The organism is Nonomuraea dietziae (genome assembly GCF_014195505.1).
In the GTDB taxonomy this organism is placed as follows: Bacteria; Actinomycetota; Actinomycetes; order Streptosporangiales; family Streptosporangiaceae; genus Nonomuraea; species Nonomuraea roseola.
Window position 1 is genome coordinate 3,248,794 of record NZ_JACIBV010000001.1, and the last position, 19,769, is coordinate 3,268,562.

At 71.2% G+C, this 19,769-nt stretch carries 17 protein-coding genes and 1 pseudogene; 8 read left to right on the forward strand and 10 right to left on the reverse strand.

The annotated features are described in order from the left end of the window. The first annotated feature begins 1 nt into the window (after position 1). Positions 2–1,015 (forward strand): baeRF2 domain-containing protein, encoded by a 1,014-nt coding sequence (locus FHR33_RS15470; protein ID WP_183647691.1) that lies wholly within the window; start codon positions 2–4, stop codon positions 1,013–1,015. Here FHR33_RS15470 and FHR33_RS15475 read toward each other — a convergent pair. The 3 genes and pseudogenes from FHR33_RS15475 to FHR33_RS15485 form a co-directional block, all read right to left on the reverse strand. Then, positions 1,005–1,604 carry a LutC/YkgG family protein gene (locus FHR33_RS15475; RefSeq protein ID WP_183647694.1) on the reverse strand — a complete coding sequence of 200 codons (600 nt, stop codon included), beginning with the start codon at positions 1,602–1,604 and terminating at the stop codon, positions 1,005–1,007. The genes FHR33_RS15470 and FHR33_RS15475 overlap by 11 nt on opposite strands. Then, on the reverse strand, positions 1,591–2,979 hold the full coding sequence (locus FHR33_RS15480) for a lactate utilization protein B (protein ID WP_183647697.1): 1,389 nt from the start codon (positions 2,977–2,979) through the stop codon (positions 1,591–1,593). The genes FHR33_RS15475 and FHR33_RS15480 overlap by 14 nt, the downstream gene beginning before the upstream one ends. Then, a pseudogene (locus FHR33_RS15485) lies at positions 2,976–3,663 on the reverse strand ((Fe-S)-binding protein). The gene FHR33_RS15480 and the pseudogene FHR33_RS15485 overlap by 4 nt, the downstream one beginning before the upstream one ends. 46 nt (positions 3,664–3,709) lie before the next feature. Here FHR33_RS15485 and FHR33_RS15490 point away from each other — a divergent pair. Continuing rightward, positions 3,710–4,411, forward strand: a complete 702-nt coding sequence (locus FHR33_RS15490; protein ID WP_183647700.1) for a FadR/GntR family transcriptional regulator — start codon at positions 3,710–3,712, stop codon at positions 4,409–4,411. A gap of 37 nt (positions 4,412–4,448) precedes the next feature. On the opposite strand, the gene FHR33_RS15495 is transcribed toward FHR33_RS15490, so the two are convergent. Beyond that, positions 4,449–5,285 carry an NAD(P)H-binding protein gene (locus tag FHR33_RS15495; protein ID WP_183647704.1) on the reverse strand — a complete coding sequence of 279 codons (837 nt, stop codon included), beginning with the start codon at positions 5,283–5,285 and terminating at the stop codon, positions 4,449–4,451. Positions 5,286–5,357: 72 nt separating this feature from the next. Between FHR33_RS15495 and FHR33_RS15500 the strand changes: the two genes are divergently transcribed. Next, positions 5,358–6,119, forward strand: coding sequence for a helix-turn-helix domain-containing protein (locus FHR33_RS15500; RefSeq protein WP_183647707.1), 762 nt, complete (start codon positions 5,358–5,360; stop codon positions 6,117–6,119). Positions 6,120–6,137: 18 nt separating this feature from the next. Here the strand turns inward: FHR33_RS15500 and FHR33_RS15505 are convergent, their stop codons facing one another. Further along, complete coding sequence (locus tag FHR33_RS15505) at positions 6,138–7,613, reverse strand: sulfatase family protein (protein ID WP_312895551.1); 1,476 nt, start codon at positions 7,611–7,613, stop codon at positions 6,138–6,140. Between the two features lie 56 nt (positions 7,614–7,669). On the opposite strand from FHR33_RS15505, the gene FHR33_RS15510 reads away from it, so the two are divergent. Next, a complete protein-coding gene (locus FHR33_RS15510; RefSeq protein ID WP_183647709.1) occupies positions 7,670–8,659 on the forward strand; it encodes an LLM class F420-dependent oxidoreductase in 990 nt (329 codons plus the stop codon). Here FHR33_RS15510 and FHR33_RS15515 read toward each other — a convergent pair. Then, complete coding sequence (locus FHR33_RS15515) at positions 8,656–10,569, reverse strand: FtsX-like permease family protein (protein ID WP_183647712.1); 1,914 nt, start codon at positions 10,567–10,569, stop codon at positions 8,656–8,658. The genes FHR33_RS15510 and FHR33_RS15515 overlap by 4 nt on opposite strands. Positions 10,570–10,577: 8 nt before the next feature. Beyond that, positions 10,578–11,255, reverse strand: a complete 678-nt coding sequence (locus FHR33_RS15520) for an ABC transporter ATP-binding protein (RefSeq protein ID WP_183647715.1) — start codon at positions 11,253–11,255, stop codon at positions 10,578–10,580. A 98-nt stretch (positions 11,256–11,353) separates the two neighbouring features. Between FHR33_RS15520 and FHR33_RS15525 the strand changes: the two genes are divergently transcribed. After that, on the forward strand, positions 11,354–12,004 hold the full coding sequence (locus FHR33_RS15525; RefSeq protein ID WP_183647718.1) for a response regulator: 651 nt from the start codon (positions 11,354–11,356) through the stop codon (positions 12,002–12,004). A 141-nt stretch (positions 12,005–12,145) separates the two neighbouring features. Next, positions 12,146–12,712 (forward strand): DUF4328 domain-containing protein, encoded by a 567-nt coding sequence (locus FHR33_RS15530; RefSeq protein WP_246451888.1) that lies wholly within the window; start codon positions 12,146–12,148, stop codon positions 12,710–12,712. A gap of 6 nt (positions 12,713–12,718) precedes the next feature. On the opposite strand, the gene FHR33_RS15535 is transcribed toward FHR33_RS15530, so the two are convergent. From FHR33_RS15535 to FHR33_RS15545, 3 genes are all read right to left on the reverse strand, one after another. After that, positions 12,719–16,627: a DNA polymerase III subunit alpha gene (locus FHR33_RS15535; protein WP_183647721.1), complete on the reverse strand. Its 3,909-nt coding sequence runs from the start codon at positions 16,625–16,627 to the stop codon at positions 12,719–12,721. Next, complete coding sequence (locus tag FHR33_RS15540; protein ID WP_183647724.1) at positions 16,627–16,893, reverse strand: DUF6504 family protein; 267 nt, start codon at positions 16,891–16,893, stop codon at positions 16,627–16,629. The genes FHR33_RS15535 and FHR33_RS15540 overlap by 1 nt, the downstream gene beginning before the upstream one ends. 83 nt (positions 16,894–16,976) lie before the next feature. After that, entirely contained in the window at positions 16,977–17,708 is a 732-nt protein-coding gene (locus tag FHR33_RS15545; protein ID WP_183647727.1) for a GntR family transcriptional regulator, read from the reverse strand. A gap of 210 nt (positions 17,709–17,918) precedes the next feature. Here FHR33_RS15545 and FHR33_RS15550 point away from each other — a divergent pair, with 210 nt between their 5' ends. Both FHR33_RS15550 and FHR33_RS15555 read left to right on the forward strand, forming a co-directional pair. Then, positions 17,919–18,959 carry an ABC transporter substrate-binding protein gene (locus FHR33_RS15550; protein ID WP_312895552.1) on the forward strand — a complete coding sequence of 347 codons (1,041 nt, stop codon included), beginning with the start codon at positions 17,919–17,921 and terminating at the stop codon, positions 18,957–18,959. After that, positions 18,959–19,759, forward strand: coding sequence for an ABC transporter permease (locus FHR33_RS15555; protein WP_183647733.1), 801 nt, complete (start codon positions 18,959–18,961; stop codon positions 19,757–19,759). Before FHR33_RS15550 ends, FHR33_RS15555 begins: the two co-directional genes overlap by 1 nt. Positions 19,760–19,769: the final 10 nt, after the last annotated feature.

Below are 19,769 nucleotides of genomic sequence, written 5' to 3' on the forward strand. Positions count from 1 at the left end.
GGTGAGGCTCGACTTCGCCCGCCCGATGTACGAGCGGCAGGGGCCCTACGCCTCGGTCTACCTCGCGGGGTCGAGCACCGAGGACAGACGACGGCGCTGGCGCTCGCTGAGAGAGGGCATGGAGGAGGCGGACCAGACCACACTCGACGCGCTGGAGGCGGCCGCGACCGACCCCGCCCCCGGCCAGGCCATGTTCGCCGCGGGAGGCGAGCTGATGCTGGCCGAGACGCTTTCCGAGCCGCCCCCGCAGGAGCAGGCGCGCTGGTCGCCGCTGCCGCACGTGACGCCGCTGCTGATGCTGCGCGGCGAGAACGTGCCGCACCTGCGCGTCATCGTGGACCACGGGGGCGCGGAGGTGACGGTGGTCGGCGGCGGGTCGCCGCGCAGGACGACCGCCGAGGCCGAGCGGTGGCCGCTGCAGAAGACGGCGCAGGGCGGCTGGTCGCAGAAGAGGTACGAGCGGGTGGCGGACGAGGACTGGGAGCAGAACGCCTCGGCCGTGGCCAGGGAGATCGACGAGCAGGTGCGCAGGATCGGCGCGGAGCTGGTCGTGGTGGCGGGTGAGCCGAAGTCGCGCTCGCTGGTCTGCGACCACCTGGGCACCAAGGCCTCCGACAGGGTGATGATGGTCGAGCACGGCAGCCGCGCCGACCACGGCCCCTACGAGAGCGACGCGGAGATCAGCCTCGACTCCTGGATCGAACGCCGCAGGAGCGAACTGCTCGACAGGCACCGCGACGCGGAGGGGCCTGTCGGCATCGAGCAGGTGGCGCGCGCCCTCCGGGAGGGCAGAGCCCACGCGGTGCTGCTGCCGGGCGAGCTCCCCGAGCTGGTGTGGACGGGCATGGGGGGCACGCAGCTGTCGATCGAGGCCGACGAGCTGCGCAGGTGGGGGGTGGAGGCGCCGGTCCAGGACCGCGCGGACTCCGCGATCGCCAGGGCGGCCGCGATGACCGACACCGAGCTGTGGTTCTCTCCCGAGGTGAAGGACGTCGCGGCGGTGATCAGGTACTGACGATCACTTCGAGGGTGCGGGGACCGTGGACGCCCTCGACCCTGTTGAGCTCGATGTCGCTGGTGGCCGAGGGGCCGCTGATCCAGGTCAGCGGTCGCGCGGGGTCGAGCCTGGCCACCGCCTCGGGAACACCGGAGACGATCTGGTCGGCCCGCACCACGCACAGGTGGTAGTCGGGCACCAGCGTCAGCGCCCTGCGCCCCTGGTCGGGGCCCGCGTCGAGGACGATGGTGCCCGTCTCGGCGATGGCGACGGCGCACCCTGTGACCACGCCGTCGGCGGTCAGCAGTTCGTCCTCCGGCACGGCCTGCCCGACGGCGAACGCGGCTCCCCCTGGCACGATCATGCGCTTTCCCTCGGTCACCTCGGCGACCAGCCCGGGCACCTCGGCCGCGGGGACCACGTGGACGATCGCCCGGTAGTCGTCGACGCGCTCGGCGAAGTGGGCGACCAGGTCGTCGCGGGGGATGGTCATGCGGTAGTCGCGCGGGATCTCCACCTCGGCGGCCCCCTCGACCGCCTTCCGCACCCTGTCGAGAATCTCCTGACGAGCGCTGTGTCGGCCTGGTCGCTCGCTACGCTCGCTCATTGCGGGCCCACCACTCTCTGAAGGACTCCTTGGGGATCTCGGGCAGGTCTCTGGTGTCGGTCCAGGCCGACAGCGGACCGGGCAGGCGTTTGGGCACCAGCTTGCGGAAGCGCGAGGCCAGGCGCTGGGCCTTGGCCAGCCGTACCTCCTTGGCCAGCACCCATCCCGCCGCCCGCATGCCCGCGCGTTCGGCGCGCGGGTGGGCCACCTTGGCGCGCAGGTCGACCAGCACCTCGGGGATGTCGATCGCCACGGGGCAGGCCTCGAAGCAGGCCCCGCACAGCGTGGAGGCGTAGGGCAGCGAGGCGTCGAGGTCGGAGCCGAGGCCGCGCAGCTGCGGGGTGAGGATGGCGCCGATCGGCCCCGGATAGACCGAGCCGTAGGCGTGGCCGCCCGCCCGCTCATAGACGGGGCAGACGTTGAGGCAGGCCGAGCAGCGGATGCAACGCAGCGCCTGGCGGCCGACCTCGTCGGCCAGGACGTTCGTGCGGCCGTTGTCGAGCAGCACCAGATGGAAGGTCTGGCCCTCGGTCGCGCCCGTCCAGGTGGAGGTGTAGGGGTTCATCCGCTCGCCGGTGGAGCTGCGCGGCAGCAGCTGGAGGAAGACCTCGAGGTCGCGCCAGGTGGGCAGCAGCTTCTCGATGCCCACCACGCTGATCAGGGTCTCGGGCAGCGTCAGGCACATCCGGCCGTTGCCCTCGGACTCGAGCACCACGCAGGTGCCCGTCTCTGCGATCATGAAGTTGGCGCCCGAGATGGCGACCTTGCTGCGCAGGAAGCGCTCGCGCAGGTGGAGCCTGGCCGCCTCGGCCAGCGCGGCGGGCTCGTCGGTGAGGTCGGCGGGGGCGTCGCCCATCTTCGCCAGGAAGATCTCGCGGATCTCCGAGCGGTTGCGGTGGATGGCCGGCACCAGGATGTGGCTGGGGAAGTCGTCGCCGAGCTGGACGATCAGCTCGGCCAGGTCGGTCTCGTAGGCGGTGATGCCCTGCGCGGCCAGGTGCTCGTTGAGGCCGATCTCCTGGGTGGCCATCGACTTGACCTTGACGACCTCGCTCTCGCCGGTCTGTTTGACCAGGTCGGTGACGATGCGGTTGGCCTCGTCGGCGTCGCGCGCCCAGTGGACCCGCCCGCCCGCCTTCTCGACCGCCTCCTCCATCTGGACGAGGTAGCGGTCGAGGTGGCGCAGCGTGTGGTCCTTGATCGCCTTGCCCGCGGCCCGCAGCTGCGCCCAGTCGGGCAGCTCGCCGACCACCGAGGCCCGCTTGCCGCGGATCGTGTGGGTGGCCTTGCGCAGGTTGAAGCGCAGCTGGGAGTCCTGCACCGCCTTGGCGGAGTTGGCGGGGAAGTCTCCTGGCATGCCGATGAAGACGCTCATCGCGCGTCCAGGATCTCGGCCAGATGCATGATGCGCACTCCCGTCTTCTGGCGGCGCAGCGTGCCGCCGATGTGCATGAGGCAGGAGTTGTCGGCCGCGCAGAGCACCTCCGCCCCCGTGTCCATGACGTTGCGGACCTTGTCGGAGCACATCGCGGCCGAGATCGCGGGGTTCTTCACCGCGAACGTGCCGCCGAACCCGCAGCATTCGTCGGCCCCTTCGAGCGGCACCAGTTCGAGGCCGCGCACGTGGCTGAGCAGCCTCGTGGGCCTGTCGCCGAGATGCAGCCCTCTGAGCGAGTGGCAGGTGGGGTGGTAGGTCACCCTGTGCGGGAAGTACGCGCCGACGTCCTCCACCTCGAGCACGTCCACCAGGAACTCCGACAGGTCGTGCACCGGCGGGGGCCTGCACGCCGAGCCTCGGGTACTGCTCGCGCACCATCGCCGCGCAGGAGCCCGAGGGTGCCACGACGGCGTCGTAGCCGTCGAACACCTCGGCGAAGTGCCGGGCCAGCCGTACCCCCTCCTCGCGGTAGCCGGTGTTGACGTGCATCTGCCCGCAGCAGGTCTGGGCCTTCGGGAAGTCGACGTCGCAGCCGAGGCGGCGCAGCAGCGACACCACCGCCTTCCCCGTGTCGGGGAAGAGTGTGTCGTTGACACACGTGATGAACAGGGCGACTCGCACGGCACTCCCTTCTGGGTATGGTCTGACCATAGTATGGTCTGACCATATGAGGAAGTCGCGGACGTTCGAGGATGTCATCGCCCAGATCGAGCAACGCATCGCCGACGACGGCCTCACCGTCGGCGACCGCCTGCCCGGCGAGCGGCAACTGGCCGAGCAGCTTCAGGTGGGCCGCTCGTCGGTGCGCGAGGCCCTGCGGGTGCTCGAGACACTCGGCGTGATCACCTCGCAGGCCGGCAGGGGGCCCGACGCGGGCGCCGTGCTCATCTCCAGGCCCGAGAGCGCGCTGGCCGACCTGCTGAGACTGCACCTCGGCACGGCCTCGCTCGCGCTGCCCGAGGTGATCGACACCAGGCTGATGATCGAGCAGTGGGCGGTCCAGCACGTCGACGCGCCCGAGGCCATGGAGGTCATGCGGTCGGCGCTCGACTCCATGGAGGCGGCGGCGTCCTTCGAGGAGTTCGTCGACCACGACGTCACCTTCCACATGGGGGTGGCGCTGCTGTCGGGCAACAGGCTCCTGGCGGCCACCATGCGAGCGCTGCGCCAGACGATCCACGCCTACTCCGTGTCGGCGGTGCGGACGGCGGGCCGTACCGACGTGCTGATGGCCGATCACTGGCGCATCTACGAGCTGGTGGGGGCGAGGGACGGGCAGGGCGCGGCCCGCGCGGTGGCCGACCACCTCGCGCACGCCTATCCCTCGCTGACCGGCGAAGGCCCCGCGCGATCAGGCGACCCGGCCTGATCAGGCGCCCTGGGACGATCGGGCGCCCCGGCGATGATCAGGCGAAGGCGTCCTTGTGGTCGCGCGCCCAGTCCGCGAAGCTCCGGGGCGCGCGGCCGAGGACGGCCTCGACGTCGGCGCTGAGCACGGCCGCCCCACCGCCCGCGATGAAGGCGGAGCCCGTCATGAACACCTCGACCATGAGCGGGTCCATCCCCGAGGCCAGCATCCCCTCCCTGGCCGCCTCCAGCGGCACCGGCACCGTCGCCACGTCACGGCCGAGCACCTCGCCGAGCACCTCCGCCTGGCCGGGCACGCTGATCACCTCGGGCCCCGTGAGCGTGTAGGTCCTGCCGTCGTGCTCGCCCGTGAGCGCCTCCACCGCGACCGCCGCCACGTCGCGCGGATCGACCACGCCCTGCCCGCCGTCGCCCGTCATGTTCGGGATCGGCCGGCCCGCGCCGACGGCCTGCGCCCACATCAGCGCGTTGGAGGCGAAACCGGCGGGCCGCAGGAGCGTCCATGCCATCCCGCTGTCGCGCACGGCCTGCTCGCCGGGGTGGTGCCAGGAGCGCACGTCGTTCTCCTCCGTGCTCTCGCCGGTGCCCATGGCCGAGATCTTCACCACCTTCCTGGTGCCCGCCCGCCTGGCCGCCTCGACGAGGGCGAGGTCGTGCCGGGCGAGGTCCGTGCCGAAGGCGGTCACCAGGAGCACGCTGTCGACGCCCCGCAGCGCCCGCTCCAGCGAGCCCGGGTCGGCGAAGTCGCCCCGCACCCCCTCGACGCTCAGCTTCGACAGGTCGCGCGCCATCGGGCGGACCCGCTCACCCCTGTCCGCCAGCTGACGGAGCACTTCACTGCCGATGGTGCCCGTGGCACCGGTGATCAGGATCATGTCTCCACGGTGGCGCCCGAGAGGGGTCGCCTTATAGGAATTTTCGGCACGACCCGCGCCTTGGTCCGAGTCATGAGCGTCTGGGTGGAGGAGATCAGCGAGAGCGCGGTCGACGACAGGAGCATCGTGCACGTGCGCGAGCCCGATCCCGCGACCGTGCTCGCGTTCCGGGCCTCCGAGGAAGGGCACGGCGACCTCATGGTGCTGGGTCCCCGCACCCGCGCGTCCTACCTGACCCCGAAGGTGCTCTCCCGGTGCGTCACCGTCCGGCTGCGGCCCGGCTGGGCCAGGGCGGCGCTGGGCGTGCCCGTGAGCGAGCTCGTCGACCGTGTCGTGCCGCTGCGCGAGCTGTGGGGCGCGCGGGCCGACCTGCTGGCCGAGCGCATGAAGGACAGGCCGGGCGAGGAGTCCGCGCTGATCGATGAGGCGCTGCTGGGCCGCCTGGCCTCGTGCTCGCCCGCCGACCTGTCGCAGGCGGGGTTGCTGGACGCCGCCATCGGCAGGCTCTCCGTCTCGCGCCGCCCGCCGTACGCGACGAGGGAGGGGACGGCCCCGCGCGTGCCCGACGTGGCGCGCGACCTCGGCATCAGCGAGCGCCATCTGCGCACGCTGTTCACCGGCGCGGTCGGGGTGGCGCCCAAGCGCTTCGCCCGCATCGACAGGGTGCGCGACGTGCTGGCCAGGGCCGGCACCGGCAGCTGGGCGTCGCTGGCGGCCGAGTCGGGCTACTACGACCAGTCACACCTGACCGCCGACTTCCGCTCGGTGATGGGCGTCTCGCCTGGCGCCTTCATGGTGGGCGAGCTGCCCGCCACCACCACCTGCTCCGCCTAGGGCCGGGCCGCGGCTCGGCTATCCGCCGGAGACGTCGGCCGTACGGCACGTCGCGCCCGAGCACGCCCGCATCATGTCGAGACGGGCCTGCAGGTTCGCCAGCAGGTCCGCGGGCGCGGTCCTGGCCAGGTTGTGGAGCTGGTAAGGGTCCTGGGTGAGGTCGTAGAGCTGGATCTCGCCCGTCTCGTACCTCACGTAGGTGTGGGTCTCGGTGCGCAACGCCGCGTAGGCGGGCACGGGCGTCTGCCTGGCCGACCTCTGGTCGGCCGGACGGGTGAACTCGATCAGCGCGTTGCGCCGCCACGGCGTCGGCGTGAGGCCGCGCAGCAGCGGCACCAGCGAGCGCCCCTCGGCGAAGTCGGGAGTCCTCGCCCCTCCGAGCTCGGCGAAGGTGGGCGCCAGGTCGACGGTCTGCGCCATGGCGTGGATGGTCGAGCCGGGCTTCACGCCGGGCCCTCGCACCACCAGCGGCACCTTCACCGCCTCCTCGAACGGCGTGGTCTTGCCCTGCTGCAGGCGGTGGGTGCCGAGGTGGAAGCCGTTGTCCGAGGCGAAGAACAGGTAGGTGTTCTCGAGCTTGCCCGTCCTCCTCAGCGCCTCGACCAGGGTGGCGACCATGTCGTCCACACCGAGCATGGAGCGCATCCTGCGCCCGTACCGCTCGTCGACGCGCGCCTCGGCCTCAGGGCCGAGCAGGGGCCTGCCGCGCAGCCACGCGGGCTCCTCCTCGACGTTCTGCTGGTTGAAGGAGGGCGGGCGAGGCGCCTTCACGCCGGGGAAGGCCGAGACGTGACGGCGGGCGGGGTTGGCCGGGTTGTGCGGGGCGACCGGCGCGAGGTAGAGGAAGAAGGGCTGGTCGTCCGAGGTGACGAACTCCTCGGCCTCGCGCGTCAGGACGTCGGTCAGGTAGTCGTCCTCCTCCCATCCGTACTCCTCCAGGTCGCCGTTCTCGTTGAGCGTGTAGTCGTACTCCTCGTACAGCCGCTTGACGGGGACGTACCACTCGTCCCAGCCGGGCGGGACGTACGTGGCGGCCGCCGTCTTACCCGGATAGTGGTTGAGGTACTTGCCCATCATCGCGGTGCGGTAGCCGGCGTCCTTCATCCAGGTGCCGATCGTGGAGCGTTCCAGACCCGCGGTGTGGAAGCGGTCGAAGCCCCCCTCGGGGGCGGTGTTGGTCCACACGGTGTGGCTGTGGACGTACTGCGAGCGCAGGATCGACGCCCTCGACGGACAGCACCAGGAGTTCGTGACGAACATGTGGTCGAAGGAGGCGCCCTGCTGGACGAGCTGGCCGGTGATGGTGGGGAAGTTCTGCAGCACGCCGTACTCGAGGTCGTCGACGAGGACGAAGAGGATGTTCGGCCGCACCGGTGCCGTGGCTCCCGCCGGTACCGAGTTGCCCGGCATGGCGAGCAGTGGGTACAGCAGCAGCAGACAGACCAGTCGGCGCAACCCCTTCATCAGCACAGGGCTGAACTTCCCGAAAGTCACGCATTGACACCCCTCACAGCGTTATTAGAACCTGTTCTCATTTACGGAGGTGTCGCATGAAGTTGGGGCTGAACCTGGGCTACTGGCAGCGCCACGCGGACGATGCGACCGAGGTCGTCCAGACCGCCGAGCGCCTCGGCTACGACTCGGTATGGACGGCCGAGGCCTACGGCAGCGACGCCTTCACCCCTCTCGCGTGGTACGGCGCGCGCACCAGGCGCATCAAGCTCGGCACCTCCGTCGCGCAGCTGTCGGCGCGCACGCCCGTCGCCACCGCGATGACCGCGATGACGCTCGACCACCTCACCGGCGGACGGTTACTGCTCGGCGTCGGCGCGTCGGGCCCTCAGGTGGTGGAGGGCTGGTACGGCCAGCCCTTCCCCCGGCCGCTGGCCAGGACCCGCGAGTACGTCGAGATCATGCGCAAGGTGTGGCGGCGGGAGGAGCCTGTCACCAACGAGGGCCCGCACTACCCTCTGCCGCTGCCCGGCGGACTGGGCAAGCCGCTGAAGCTCATCACCCATCCCCTGCGCCCTGACATCCCCGTCTACATCGGCGCCGAGGGCCCCAAGAACGTCGCCATGGCCGCCGAGATCGCCCAGGGCTGGCTGCCCCTGTTCACCTTCCCCTCGAAGATCTCCGAGCTGTACGGCGAGTTCCCCGAGGGCTTCGACGTCGCCGCCATGGTCATGGTCGCGATCACCGACGACGTCAGGAGCGCGCTCGACGGGGTCAAGATGATGCTCAGCCTCTACATCGGCGGCATGGGCGCCAAGTCGCGCAACTTCCACGCCGACATCGTCGGCAGGATGGGCTACGCCGAGGCCGCCTCCCGCATCCAGGCCCTCTATCTGGCAGGACGCAGGCAGGAGGCCTTCGACGCCATCCCCGACGAGCTTGCCGACGGCATCTCCCTGGTCGGCCCGCCCGGCAGGATCAAGGAGCGCCTGCAGCTGTGGCGCGACTCGCCCGTGACCAACCTGCTGGTCATGGGCCCGCGCGACGAACGCTCCCTGACCACCGTCCGCGACCTGGTGCTCGGCTAGTCAGGACGGGGAGCGGGGTCGTCGGTGACCGCGCGCAGCAGCGGACGGCTCAGCGCGCCGGCGCCGACCACGCCGGCGAACCCGACCACGACGCACACCGCCAGCATGATCGCCCCCGAGACGTTCGGCGACGTCATCATGAAGGGCGAGGCGCAGAACACCCCGACCGCGATCGAGCCGCCGCCCATCACGACGAGCGGGATCAGCGTCTCCGACCTGCGCGCCCTGTCCAGCACCTCCAGCGGGGTGCCCGCCAGTCGCAGCAGCGCGTAGGTCTGGCGGCGGTCCAGTACCGAGGAGGCGGCGGTGATGCCCGAGCTGGCGATCGCCACCAGGAACGACACCGACAGCACGACGATCGTGCCGGTGGCGATGTCGTCGAGCAGCTGCCCCGTGAAGCGCTGGTCGTCGGCCTCGCTGGTGGCCGAGCGCCCGGGGACCAGCCCGTCGAGCGCCGTGCGCGCCCTGTCGAGGTCGGCCGTGCGCACGTCGGTGACGACCAGGTTCTTCTCGGTCTTCACCGTGGCCTTCACGCCCGCCTTCGCGAGCCGCTCCCGCGCCTGGTCCGCCACGGCCGCGGTGTTCGGCGCGGTGAGCCTGAGCTGCTCGCTCGCGACGTGCCCCGCCAGAGCGTCGCCAGGGCTGAGCAGCCCGAGGAAGCCCGCGACGAACCCCGTCAGCGCCACACCGCTGACCGTCCGCCACGCCGAGCGGGGGTCGTCCATCAGCCTGCGCCCCGCCAGCAGCTTGGCCGGCCTCTTGGCGCGCTTGGCGGTGATCCTGCCGATGAGGCCGACCGCCCAGGGGCCGACCAGGTTGATACAGAGGAAGGCCAGGCCGAGCACCACCGCGACCACGCCGACGCTCGCACTCGTGCCGAGCATGGGGACCACGGCCAGCACCGCGAGCAGCGCGACCAGCCTGACGGCGCGCATGCCGGGCGGCGTCTCCCTCTTGGCCACGCCGAGGGGGCTGACCACGACCCTGCGCAGTCCCACGACCGCCGACAGCCCCACCAGCACGGGCACGGCCACCAGGACGCCGAGCACGACGAGCGGACCGGGCAGCAGGTCGCTGGCGAACCAGGGGCCTCCGCCGATCCTGATCCTGGTGAGCAGGGGGACCGCCAGGCCGTACAGCACGGTGCCGAGGACCGCCCCCGCGAACGCGACGATCATCGCCTCGGCCACGGTCATCCTGACCACCTGGCCAGGCGTGGCGCCGACCAGTCTGAGCGCGGCCAGTCGCTGGTCGCGGCGGGCCACGGTGAGCCGCGCCGCGGCCCCGCCGAAGACCAGCAGCGGCACCACCATGAGCACGCTGGCGATCAGGGCCAGGATCCGGTACCCCTCGGCGTCCTCGCTCGGGACGCCCGCCAGGGAGTCGACCTTGGTGGGCGAGATGTCGCCGCGCAGGGAGTCGCCGCGCGAGACGGTCATCGCCGGGGCGTCGCGCTCGTGACCCACGACCGCGACCAGCTCCTCGGGGTGGACGAGCGCGGCCTCGCCCAGCACGCCTGTGACATCGGAGAAGCGTCCGGCGAGCTGGTCTCCTGGCAGCTTCCTGGCCAGCTCGGCCAGGGCGGGTGAGAGCCAGGTCTCCCCCGGCGCGGGAAAGCGCGCCATTCCTGGTGGCGGCTGCGCCTTCGGGCCGAGCGAGGCCAGGTCGACGACGGTGATCTGCCTGTCCCCCACGTAGTCGATGCGCCCGGCCTCGATCGCGACCGGCTGCCCCGTGGCCTGGACCGGATTGCGCCAGGCTCCCCTGTCGGCGCGTCCTGAGAAGGCGACGTTGGCCGAGACCGCGAAGAGCAGCAGCCCCGTGGAGATCACCACCGCGCCCAGCGTGAGCCAGGTGCTCAGCATGCCCCTGCGTCCGCCGCCCCTGAGCAGGCGCCAGGTGAGGCTCATGAGCGTGCTCACTGGCTCACCGCGCTGTGCAGCAGGTTGCCGTCGCGGACCTCGACCGTGCGGTCGCACCACCCGGCCACACCGGGGTCGTGGGTGACCACGATGAGCGAGGCGCCGTTGTGCTTGGTCGCCTCCACCAGCAGGCGCATCGTCTCGTGGCCGGTGCTCTGGTCGAGCGCGCCCGTCGGCTCGTCGGCGAAGACCACGGCGGGCTTGGTCACCAGCGCCCTGGCGATCGCCACCCGCTGCGCCTGGCCGCCCGACAGCTCACCTGGCCTGCGCCCCTCCATGCCGCCCAGGCCCAGCGGGACGAACCACTGCCTGGCCTGCCGTACGGCGTCGGGCCTCGAGACGTTGCCGAGCATGAGGGGCAGCGCCACGTTCTCCTCCGCGGGCAGCTCGGGCAGCAGCTGGCCGAACTGGAAGACGAAGCCGAACCTGGTCCTGCGCAGCGCGCTGCGCTCGCGCTCCTTCATCGAGTCGATGCGCCGGCCGAGCAGGTGCACCTCCCCCGCGTCCGGCTTCATGATCCCGGCCAGGCAGTGCAGCAGCGTGGACTTGCCCGAACCGCTCGGGCCCATGATCGCCACCGCCTCCCCCGCCCTGATGGAGATGTCCACACCGTTCAGTGCCACCGTCTGGCCGAAGCTCTTGGCCAGGCCGTGTCCCGCGAGTACGTCGTTCATGGGAACGACCTTGTCGCGCGGGGCCATGGGGCCGGATCGGCCGTGCGTCCGATGGGCATCGGCCGATCGGACGATCTCCCGTGATTAGGCTTACCGCTGTGACGATTCGTGTGCTCATCGCCGACGACCAGGAACTGGTGCGGACGGGCTTCCAGATGATTCTCGACGCCCAGCCCGACATGGAGGTGGTCGCCGCCGTGGCCGACGGGGCCGACGCGGTGGAGGCGGCCAGGCGGCTGCGCCCCGACGTGTGCCTGCTCGACATCAGGATGCCCAAGCTCGACGGGCTGGAGGTGACCAGGATCCTGGCGGGTCCAGGCGTCGAGAACCCCATGCGCGTGGTGATCGTCACGACCTTCGACCTGGACGAGTACGTCTACGGCGCGCTGCGGTCCGGCGCCACCGGCTTCCTGCTCAAGGACAGCGGCCCGACCCTGCTGCTGGAGGCCATCAGGGCCGCGGCCGCCGGTGACGCGCTGGTCTCCCCCTCGGTGACCGTACGGCTGCTGCAGCACCTGGCCCAGCCCGCCGCCGGCACCGTCAGGCCGTTGAAGGACCCGCTGACCGAGCGGGAGCTCGACGTCGCGCGCCTGGTCGCCAGGGGCAGAACCAACCAGGAGGTGGCAGCTGAGCTCTTTGTCTCCCTTTCCACCGTCAAGACCCATATCGGCAGCATCATGGCCAAACTCGGGGCGAGGAATCGGGTGGAAATCGCAGCATGGGCGTGGGAGTCCGGCGTGGTGAGCTGATTAACGGAGGGCCAGGCGGGATACATGTGAATCAGAACCTCAGCGCATGCCCGGGGGGAGAGATTCGTGCGCCTTACCCCTTCCGTAGCGAAACGGTCGGCTTCGACCGTTTACCTGGCTCTCGCGGCGCAGCTCGCCGCGATGACGGCCCTGGTGGCGTTCGAGGAGATACGCGGCAGGCGCCTGGCCGCCGAGATCGTCACCATGGGCGGCGACCCGCGCGCCCCCGGCGCGGAGGCCGTGGTCGGCGCGGTCACCCTGTTCGCCGTGCTGATGCTGGCCGCCGTGACCACCACGTTCGCGGCGGGCGCCGCCTACCTGACCTGGCTGGTCAGGGCGCGCCGCGCCAACAAGGCCGCCAACCCCTCCGGGCCCGTGCTGGCGGCCTGGCTGCTGCCAGGGATCAACCTGATCGCTCCCGTCATGCTGGTGGACGAGGTGTGGAGAGGCGCCCGCCCGCCGTTCGACCGCAGGGGCCGCTGGCTCGCGCTGGTCGGCGCGTGGTGGCTGAGCTGGCTGACGGCGGTGGCGCTGGTCGCGATCCGGCTGCCGCTGCGCGACTCGACGGGCGACCTGACGGGGCTGAGCGGGCTCGAACTGGGCGCGGCCGCGGTGGCGGCCCTGCTGTGCGCCTGCACGGTCCGCGAGATCACCCGCATCCAGACCGCCCCCGCCCGCCTGCCCCGCCTCACCCCCGCCATCCCCTGACCCGGGTCAGGCGGCTTGGGTGGGGCCTGAGCTGCCCTGGCTGGCGTGCCAGAGCCTGCGGGGCGGGGTGACGACGCCAGGCGTGGGGCCGATGTCGGAGTAGGGGGAGATACGGAAGCCGTTGGCGTACTCGATGCGACGGCCGCCCACCCCCTCCGTCTGCGGCTCACGGCGCTCGAGCAGGGCGAGGACCGCTTCCAGGCCGTCCTTGCGCCAGGCGGCGTCGAGGTCCACGAGGTTCCAGCAGTCGACGGCGCGCATGGAGACCGCGCGGGTGCCGGTGCGGCGGATCACCCCTCTGGCCACCATCAGCCACGATCCGAACACCGTCGAGGCGCACCTGCCCTGCACCGACTCGAAGAAGGTCAGGTCGACGGGGCCGGTGGAGTCGTCGAGGGTGGTGAAGATGACGCGCTGCCCGGAGCGGACCGCCGGGGTCTGGGTGGCCACCTTGACGCCCGCCACCAGCACCTCCGCGCCGTTGCGCTGGGCCAGGAGATCTCTGGAACGCACCACTCCGATGGCGTCGAGCAGGTCGTCGTGGAAGCTCATGACGTGGCGGCTGACGTCGATGCCGAGGATCTCCAGCTCCGCCTCGACCATCTCGGTCTCGGTCATCTCGGGCAGCTCGCCGGGCTCGATCCGCTCGGCGAATCCCAGGGGCAGCTGCACGGCCGGCTGCTCGTCCACCGGCGCCCGCGAGCCGGGGTGGCGCTCTCCCGTGTAGCCCTTGCGGGCGCGGGATCCCGCCTTGACGCCCGAGGCCGAGGCCCGTTCGAGCACGCCGACCTGGGCGACCAGGTCGCGCCTGGTCAGCTCCCCCTCACGCCAGCGGGGTCCTCCCGGACGCAGCGAGTGGAGCGCGTCGAACCCGCCCACCTGGACCAGCCGTTCGATGATCGGACGGGACGGCCTGGCGCGATCCCAGAAGTCGGCCAGCGAGGTGTAGGGCTGTCCCGCCACCATCCGGTCCACCTCCGCCTCGCTCACCCCCTTCACCGCGGAGAACGGCACGCGCAGGCCGTACCCCCTGCCGAGATCCTCCGCCCTGAAGTCGCGCACCCGCCGCCGGTAGCCGTTCTCCTCGCCCGGAGAGTCCGGAGAGTCCGAAGAGGAAGGCGGCCCGAGGGAGGAGGGGCGCACGCTGAGGCGCAGCGGCGCGGGGCCGACGCGCTCCACGGTCCAGTGCCTGGAGGACCTGTTCACGTCCAGGGGAAGGATGGTGACCCCGCACTGCCGGGCCTCGTCGATGATCACCCGCTGCGGGTACATGCCGGGCTCATGGGTGAGCACCCCCGCGAAGAAGGCGGCCGCGTGGTGCCGTTTGAGCCAGGCCGACTGGTAGGTGGGCAGCGCGAACGCCGCCGCGTGCGCCTTGCAGAAGCCGAACGCCCCGAAGGCGTCCAGGACCTCCCACGCCCGCGTGACCGTCGCCCGGTCATAGACCGGGCGCACGTTGGCGAAGAACCACTCCCTCGCGACCTCGCGCCCTGCGGGATCGCCAAGGCTGCGCCGTACCTTCTCCGCCTCGGACAGCCCCGCCTCCGTCATGATGTCGATGATCTTCAGGACCTGCTCGTGGAAGACGACCACCCCGTTGGTCTCGGTGAGGGCGGCGCGCAGGCTCGGGTGCGGGTAGGAGACGGCCCGCCAGCCGTGCCTGGACTCCAGGTACGGCGTGACCATGTCGGAGTTGACGGGTCCGGGCCTGAACAGCGAGATGTCGACGATCAGGTCGTCCATCGTGCGGGGCTCGAGCTTGGCGACCAGCTCGCGCTGGCCCGGCGACTCGATCTGGAAGCACCCGAGCGTACGACTGGCGCAGATCATGTCGTAGGTGTCGTCGTCGTCCTGGGCCACGGCGTCGAGTTCGACGTCGACGTCGTCGACCCGCTTGATCTCGGTCAGCGTGTAGGCCATCGCCGACTGCATGCGCACGCCGAGCACGTCGAGCTTGAGCAGCCCCGCCTCCTCGACGTCGTCCTTGTCGAACTGCGACATGGGGAAGTCGAGCGCGCTGCGCTCCACGGGGGTGCGGTCGCGCAGACCCGAGTTGCCGACCAGCACCCCGCACGGGTGCAGCGCGATGTGCCTGGGCAGCCCGTCGAGCTTCTCGGCCAGCTGGAACACCCTGCCGAGCCCCGCCTCGTCGAGCCTGCTCTCGCGCAGCTCGGGCAGGTCCTTCAGCGAGGCGGTGATCTGGCGGGCGCGGATGTGCGGGAAGGCCTTGGCGATCGCGTCGACCTCGTGGGGCGGCAGGCCCATCGCGCCGCCCACGTCGCGCAGGGCGCTGCGGGCGCGGTAGGTCTCCATCATGGACACGCAGGCCACGCGCGCCTCGCCGTACATGTCGTAGATCGCCTTGTAGCAGTCGAGGCGGCGGGCTGATTCGACGTCGATGTCGATGTCGGGCAGGCCGATGCGGCCCTCGGACAGGAAGCGCTCCATGAGCAGGCCGTGGTGGAGCGGGTTCACCTCGCCGATGCCGATGAGGTAGTTGACCAGGCTGCCGGCGCCCGAGCCGCGGATGGCGCAGCGGATGCCCATGTGCCGGATCTTGTCGGTGATGCCGACGACGGCCATGAAGTATCCGGACAGCTGCTTCTTCTCGATGATGTTCAGCTCGGACTCGAGCCGCTCGCGGGCGTTCCTGTCGCCGCGCAGGCCCCTGTCGTCGAGGCCGTCCTCGCAGCGGTGGCGCAGCAGCGGCACGGGGTCGCGGCCGATCTCGGGCAGGTGCAGGCCGGGCGGGTCGTTGCGGAGGGCGAGCAGGTCCTTCGGCTCGATCACACACGCCTCGGCGAGGGCGCGCGTGGTGTGCAGCAGCCTGTTGACCCTCACCTGGTCACCGCCGCAGACCTTGTGGGCGACCCTGCGCATCTCGTCGGTGCTCTTGAGATAGGCATGGGAGGTGGTCCTGTCGAGGTGCCTGGGGTGCAGAGGGACCAGTTGCCGGGCGGCGTCGAGCACGTCGCCGGTCTGGTGGTCGGCGGGGTCGAGGTACCTGGCGGCGTTGGTGAGGACGGCGGGCACGCCGGACTCCTCGGCGAGGGCGAGCATGCGGACGGCGGTGGTGGCGTCGCGGTAGCCGTACTGGTCGACCAGTTCGATGACGACGCCGCGCACGTCGGAGCGCCAGAGGTTCAGCAGTGTCCTGGCGTGCTCGTCACGTCTGGCCGCCACCGCGCGGCCGACGTCGGACCTCGGGCCGAGCAGCACGACGAGCCCGTCGTCGGGGCCGAACCCGCTCTCGGATCCTCGCAAGCCCCGGGGGCGTGCGGGGTCGCGTGAGAGGGAGGCGCCTGGCGCGGGGGCCGGGCCCTGGTGACCGAAGGAGCTCGGGCCGGAGGAGCCCGCGGCCCATTCGGCGACCAGGTCGCGGGTGAGCGCGGGCTCTCCCCTGACGCCCGCGTAGTGGGCGGCGGTGACCAGGCGGCACAGCCGGGACCAGCCGCCGGAGCGGGCCAGCACGGTGACCCTGTCCTCGGCGTCGGGACCGGTCCGCGGGCGCGCCTCCCGCGGACCGGAAGCACCGAGGGCGCCGGAAGCCCGGGGAGCGCCCGCCAGGGAAGCGCCGGAGGCGGGAGCCGACCGGTTGGAGCCTGGGGCGGCCGAGCGCGAGCGCTGCGAGGCGGGCCTGGTGGAGCCGGAGAGCGGGCCGTGGTCCTCCTCCGAGGCGGCGGGCACGGCGCCCGCGAAGGGCGCGAGCGCGAAATCCACGCCGAACACCGGCGAGATCCTCGCGTCCGCGCACGCCTGGGCGTGCTTGAGCGCCCCGTAGAGCCCGTCGCGGTCGGTCAGCGCGAGGATGTCCATCCCGTGCTCGGCCGCCCGCCGGGCCAGGGCATGGGGGAAGGCGGTGCCGTAGCGCATCGAGTAGGCGGAGCTCACGTGCAGGTGAGGGAAGGAGGTCATCAGTCCCACGCCCTCAGCAGCAGCCAGCCCTCGCTGGCGGTGTCGAAGCGCAGCTCGTAGGAGCCGAGATCACGCCCGGGGCTGGCCTCGACGCGCCAGAACTGGCGCTCGCCGGGATCGCCCTCGCGGGTCTTCCACCATTCGCGGGCCACCACCCACTGGTCGAGGACGCGGCGGACGAGGTAGAGCCGGTCGCGCCAGACGAACTGGGTCGGCTGGCCCTCTCGGGTCCACACCTCTATGGGATCGCCGTAGAGTCTGCTCAAGACGCTTCTTCTCCCCGTGGCTCTGGGTCTGTTGCTGAGCCACCCGGGGGAAGTCGGGTGTTACTTCGAGCATATGTTCGAAGTCATGAGAGCGCAAGCCGGGTGAGCGGGTTCGCGCCGATCGAGTTGCGGATGCTGAAGGCGACACTGCCCGCCCGGTACCGGTCGTCCGACCACTCCACGGGCCGCCCCTCCTGAGTGGTGGTGACCCTGCGCTGGCGCAGGAGCGGGCTGCCTCTCCGCACCCCCAGCAGGCGGGCGTCCTCGCTGCCCGCGGCGACCGCGTCGATGAGGTGCTCGCCGTAGGCGAAGACGAGCCCCACGCTCTCGTAGAGCCCCTGGGTCACGGAGACGCAGTCAGGCGGCAGCGCCTCCACCGCGCCGGCGATCCACGAGGCGTAGACGGTCCTCTCTAGCAGCACGGGCTCGCCCTCCAGTGTGCGCAGTCGCAGCACCTCCAGGACCTCGGGGCTGCCGAGCCTGACCAGCTCGGCGGGCCCCGCCCTGCGGCGGCGCTGTCCGAGCACCTCGCCGCCCACCCTGTGCCCCTTGGACCTGGCCCACTGGGCGAAGCTGTGCAACTCGGCGAAACTCTGGCTGCGCTCGCCGCCCAGCACGATGCGCCTGGCTCCCTGCCGCGAGCCCACCAGGCCCTCCGCGGCCAGGACGGCCACCGCCTGCCGTACGGTGCCCCTGGCGGCCGAGTAGCGCGCAGCGAGCTCGGCCTCCGAGGGCAACTGCGACCCGACGGGATGGACCCCGGCGAGGATCTCGTCGCGCAGCTCAGCGGCGATGAGTTCATAGCGCGCGGCCATATGCGATCCCTCTCGTTCACGAAAAAGCAATGTTTATGCGACTAACTGGGTCTGGCCTTGTTTGTACAAGTTCCCCTAGGTTTTATCCACACCCCCGAGAGTGGAGGCGACGTGTCCGCACCTCGCATCGCAGGCTTGATCGCAGCTCTAACGGTAGTGACCGCGGCGTGCGGCGCAGCGCCGGCCACGGAGACCAAGACGGAAGGCGGGGTGAACGCCGCGACGGCGACCTCGGCCGCCGACTTCGGTGGTCTCGACAAGCTGGTCGAAGCGGCCAAGAAGGAGGGCAACCTCCACGTCATCGCACTCCCGCCGGATTGGGCCAACTACGGCGAGATAATCAAGAAGTTTCAGGAGAAGTACGGCATCGCCATCGAGAGCGAGAACCCCGACGCCTCCAGCGCCGACGAGATCAACGCGGTGAAGACCCGCAAGGGCCAGGATCGCGCGCCCGACGTGCTGGACGTCGGCCAGGCCTTCGCCTTCAGCGGCGCCAAGGAGGGCCTGTACGCCTCCTACAAGGTGCAGAGCTGGGACAAGATCCCCGAGGGCCAGAAGGACCCGAACGGCCTGTGGGTCAACGACTACGGCGGCTACGTCTCCATCGGCTGCGACGCCAAGAAGATCGGCACCTGCCCGCAGACCTTCGCCGACCTGCTGAAGCCCGAGTACAAGGGCAAGGTCGCGCTCAACGGCAACCCGAACAAGTCGGGCTCGGCCTTCGGCGGCGTCTGGGCTGCCTCGCTGGCCGAGGGCGGCTCGCTCGACGACATCGGCCCCGGCGTGCAGTTCTTCAAGAAGCTGAAGGACGTCGGCAACTACAACCCCGTCGAGTCCACGCCGGCGACGGTCGAGAAGGGCGAGACGCCCATCAGCATCGACTGGGACTACCTCAACGCCGGCTACCGCGAGCAGTTCCTGGCCAAGGGCCTCGACTTCCAGGTGGTCGTGCCGACGGACGGCGTCTACGCCCAGTACTACGCGCAGGCCATCAACAAGGACGCCCCGCATCCGGCGGCCGCGCGGCTGTGGATGGAGTTCCTCTACAGCGCCGAGGGCCAGAACCTGTGGCTCAAGGGCGGCGCCCGTCCGGTGCTGATGCCCTCGATGACCACCGAAGGCACCATCGACAAGGCGCTGGCCGACAAGCTGCCGCCGGTCGAAGGTGAGGCCAAGTTCCCGACCGAGGACCAGGTCAACAAGGCCAAGGACGCCCTGGCCAAGACCTGGGACGCGGCCGTCGCCGGCTGATGCGGCGCTCACTCGGCGCGCTGCCGCTGCTCGTCTTCGTCGGGCTCGCCTTCGGGATCCCCGCCATCGCCATGGTGGCGGGGGCCTTCACCCCCGGGCTGGACAACCTGGCGCTGACCCTGCAGGGCGGCTACCTGCTCGCCCTCCTCAACAGCGTGAAGCTCTCGGCCGTGGTGGCGGTGCTGGGCGCGGTGCTCGGCACCTTCCTCGCCCAGGCCGTCGTCACCTCCCGCTCGACGGCGCTGCGCGAGGCCGTCCTGACCGCCTCGGGCGTGCTGGCCAACTTCGGCGGCGTGCCGCTGGCCTTCTTCTGGGTGGCCACGCTCGGCAACGCGGGCGTGGTCAGCGGCCTGCTCGGCCTGCCGTCCGGCTCGCTGTTCAGCTTCTGGGGCCTGGCCCTGGTCTACCTGTACTTCGCCGTGCCGCTCATGGTGCTGGTCATCGCGCCGGCCCTGGACGGCCTGCGCCCGCAGTGGCGCGAGGCCGCCGCCAACAACGGCGCCACCACCCGGCACTACTGGCGCCACGTCGGCCTGCCCGTGCTGACCCCCGGCCTGCTCGGCGGCGTGGTGCTGCTGTTCGGCTCGGCCTTCGCCGCCTACGCCACCGCCTCGGCGATGGGGGCGGGCACCGTGCTGCCGCTGGTCACGCTGAAGATCGCGGCGGCCCTTTCCGGCGACGTGCAGACCGGTTTCGAGAACGTGGGCCTCGCGCTCAGCCTGGACATGGTCCTGGTCGCCGCGCTGGTCATGGCGGTCTACCTGCCGCTGCAGAAGAGGAGCACCCGATGGCTGCAGTGAGGTGCGCGCC

Coding starts and splice junctions, on each gene's coding strand:
- FHR33_RS15500 (WP_183647707.1), top strand. CDS start 5,358: ATGAGCGTCTGGGTGGAGGAGATCAGCGAGAGCGCGGTCGACGACAGG.
- FHR33_RS15545 (WP_183647727.1), bottom strand. CDS start 17,708: ATGGCCGCGCGCTATGAACTCATCGCCGCTGAGCTGCGCGACGAGATC.
- FHR33_RS15495 (WP_183647704.1), bottom strand. CDS start 5,285: ATGATCCTGATCACCGGTGCCACGGGCACCATCGGCAGTGAAGTGCTC.
- FHR33_RS15510 (WP_183647709.1), top strand. CDS start 7,670: ATGAAGTTGGGGCTGAACCTGGGCTACTGGCAGCGCCACGCGGACGAT.
- FHR33_RS15480 (WP_183647697.1), bottom strand. CDS start 2,979: ATGAGCGTCTTCATCGGCATGCCAGGAGACTTCCCCGCCAACTCCGCC.
- FHR33_RS15530 (WP_246451888.1), top strand. CDS start 12,146: ATGACGGCCCTGGTGGCGTTCGAGGAGATACGCGGCAGGCGCCTGGCC.
- FHR33_RS15555 (WP_183647733.1), top strand. CDS start 18,959: ATGCGGCGCTCACTCGGCGCGCTGCCGCTGCTCGTCTTCGTCGGGCTC.
- FHR33_RS15515 (WP_183647712.1), bottom strand. CDS start 10,569: ATGAGCCTCACCTGGCGCCTGCTCAGGGGCGGCGGACGCAGGGGCATG.
- FHR33_RS15520 (WP_183647715.1), bottom strand. CDS start 11,255: ATGAACGACGTACTCGCGGGACACGGCCTGGCCAAGAGCTTCGGCCAG.
- FHR33_RS15535 (WP_183647721.1), bottom strand. CDS start 16,627: ATGACCTCCTTCCCTCACCTGCACGTGAGCTCCGCCTACTCGATGCGC.
- FHR33_RS15490 (WP_183647700.1), top strand. CDS start 3,710: ATGAGGAAGTCGCGGACGTTCGAGGATGTCATCGCCCAGATCGAGCAA.
- FHR33_RS15475 (WP_183647694.1), bottom strand. CDS start 1,604: ATGAGCGAGCGTAGCGAGCGACCAGGCCGACACAGCGCTCGTCAGGAG.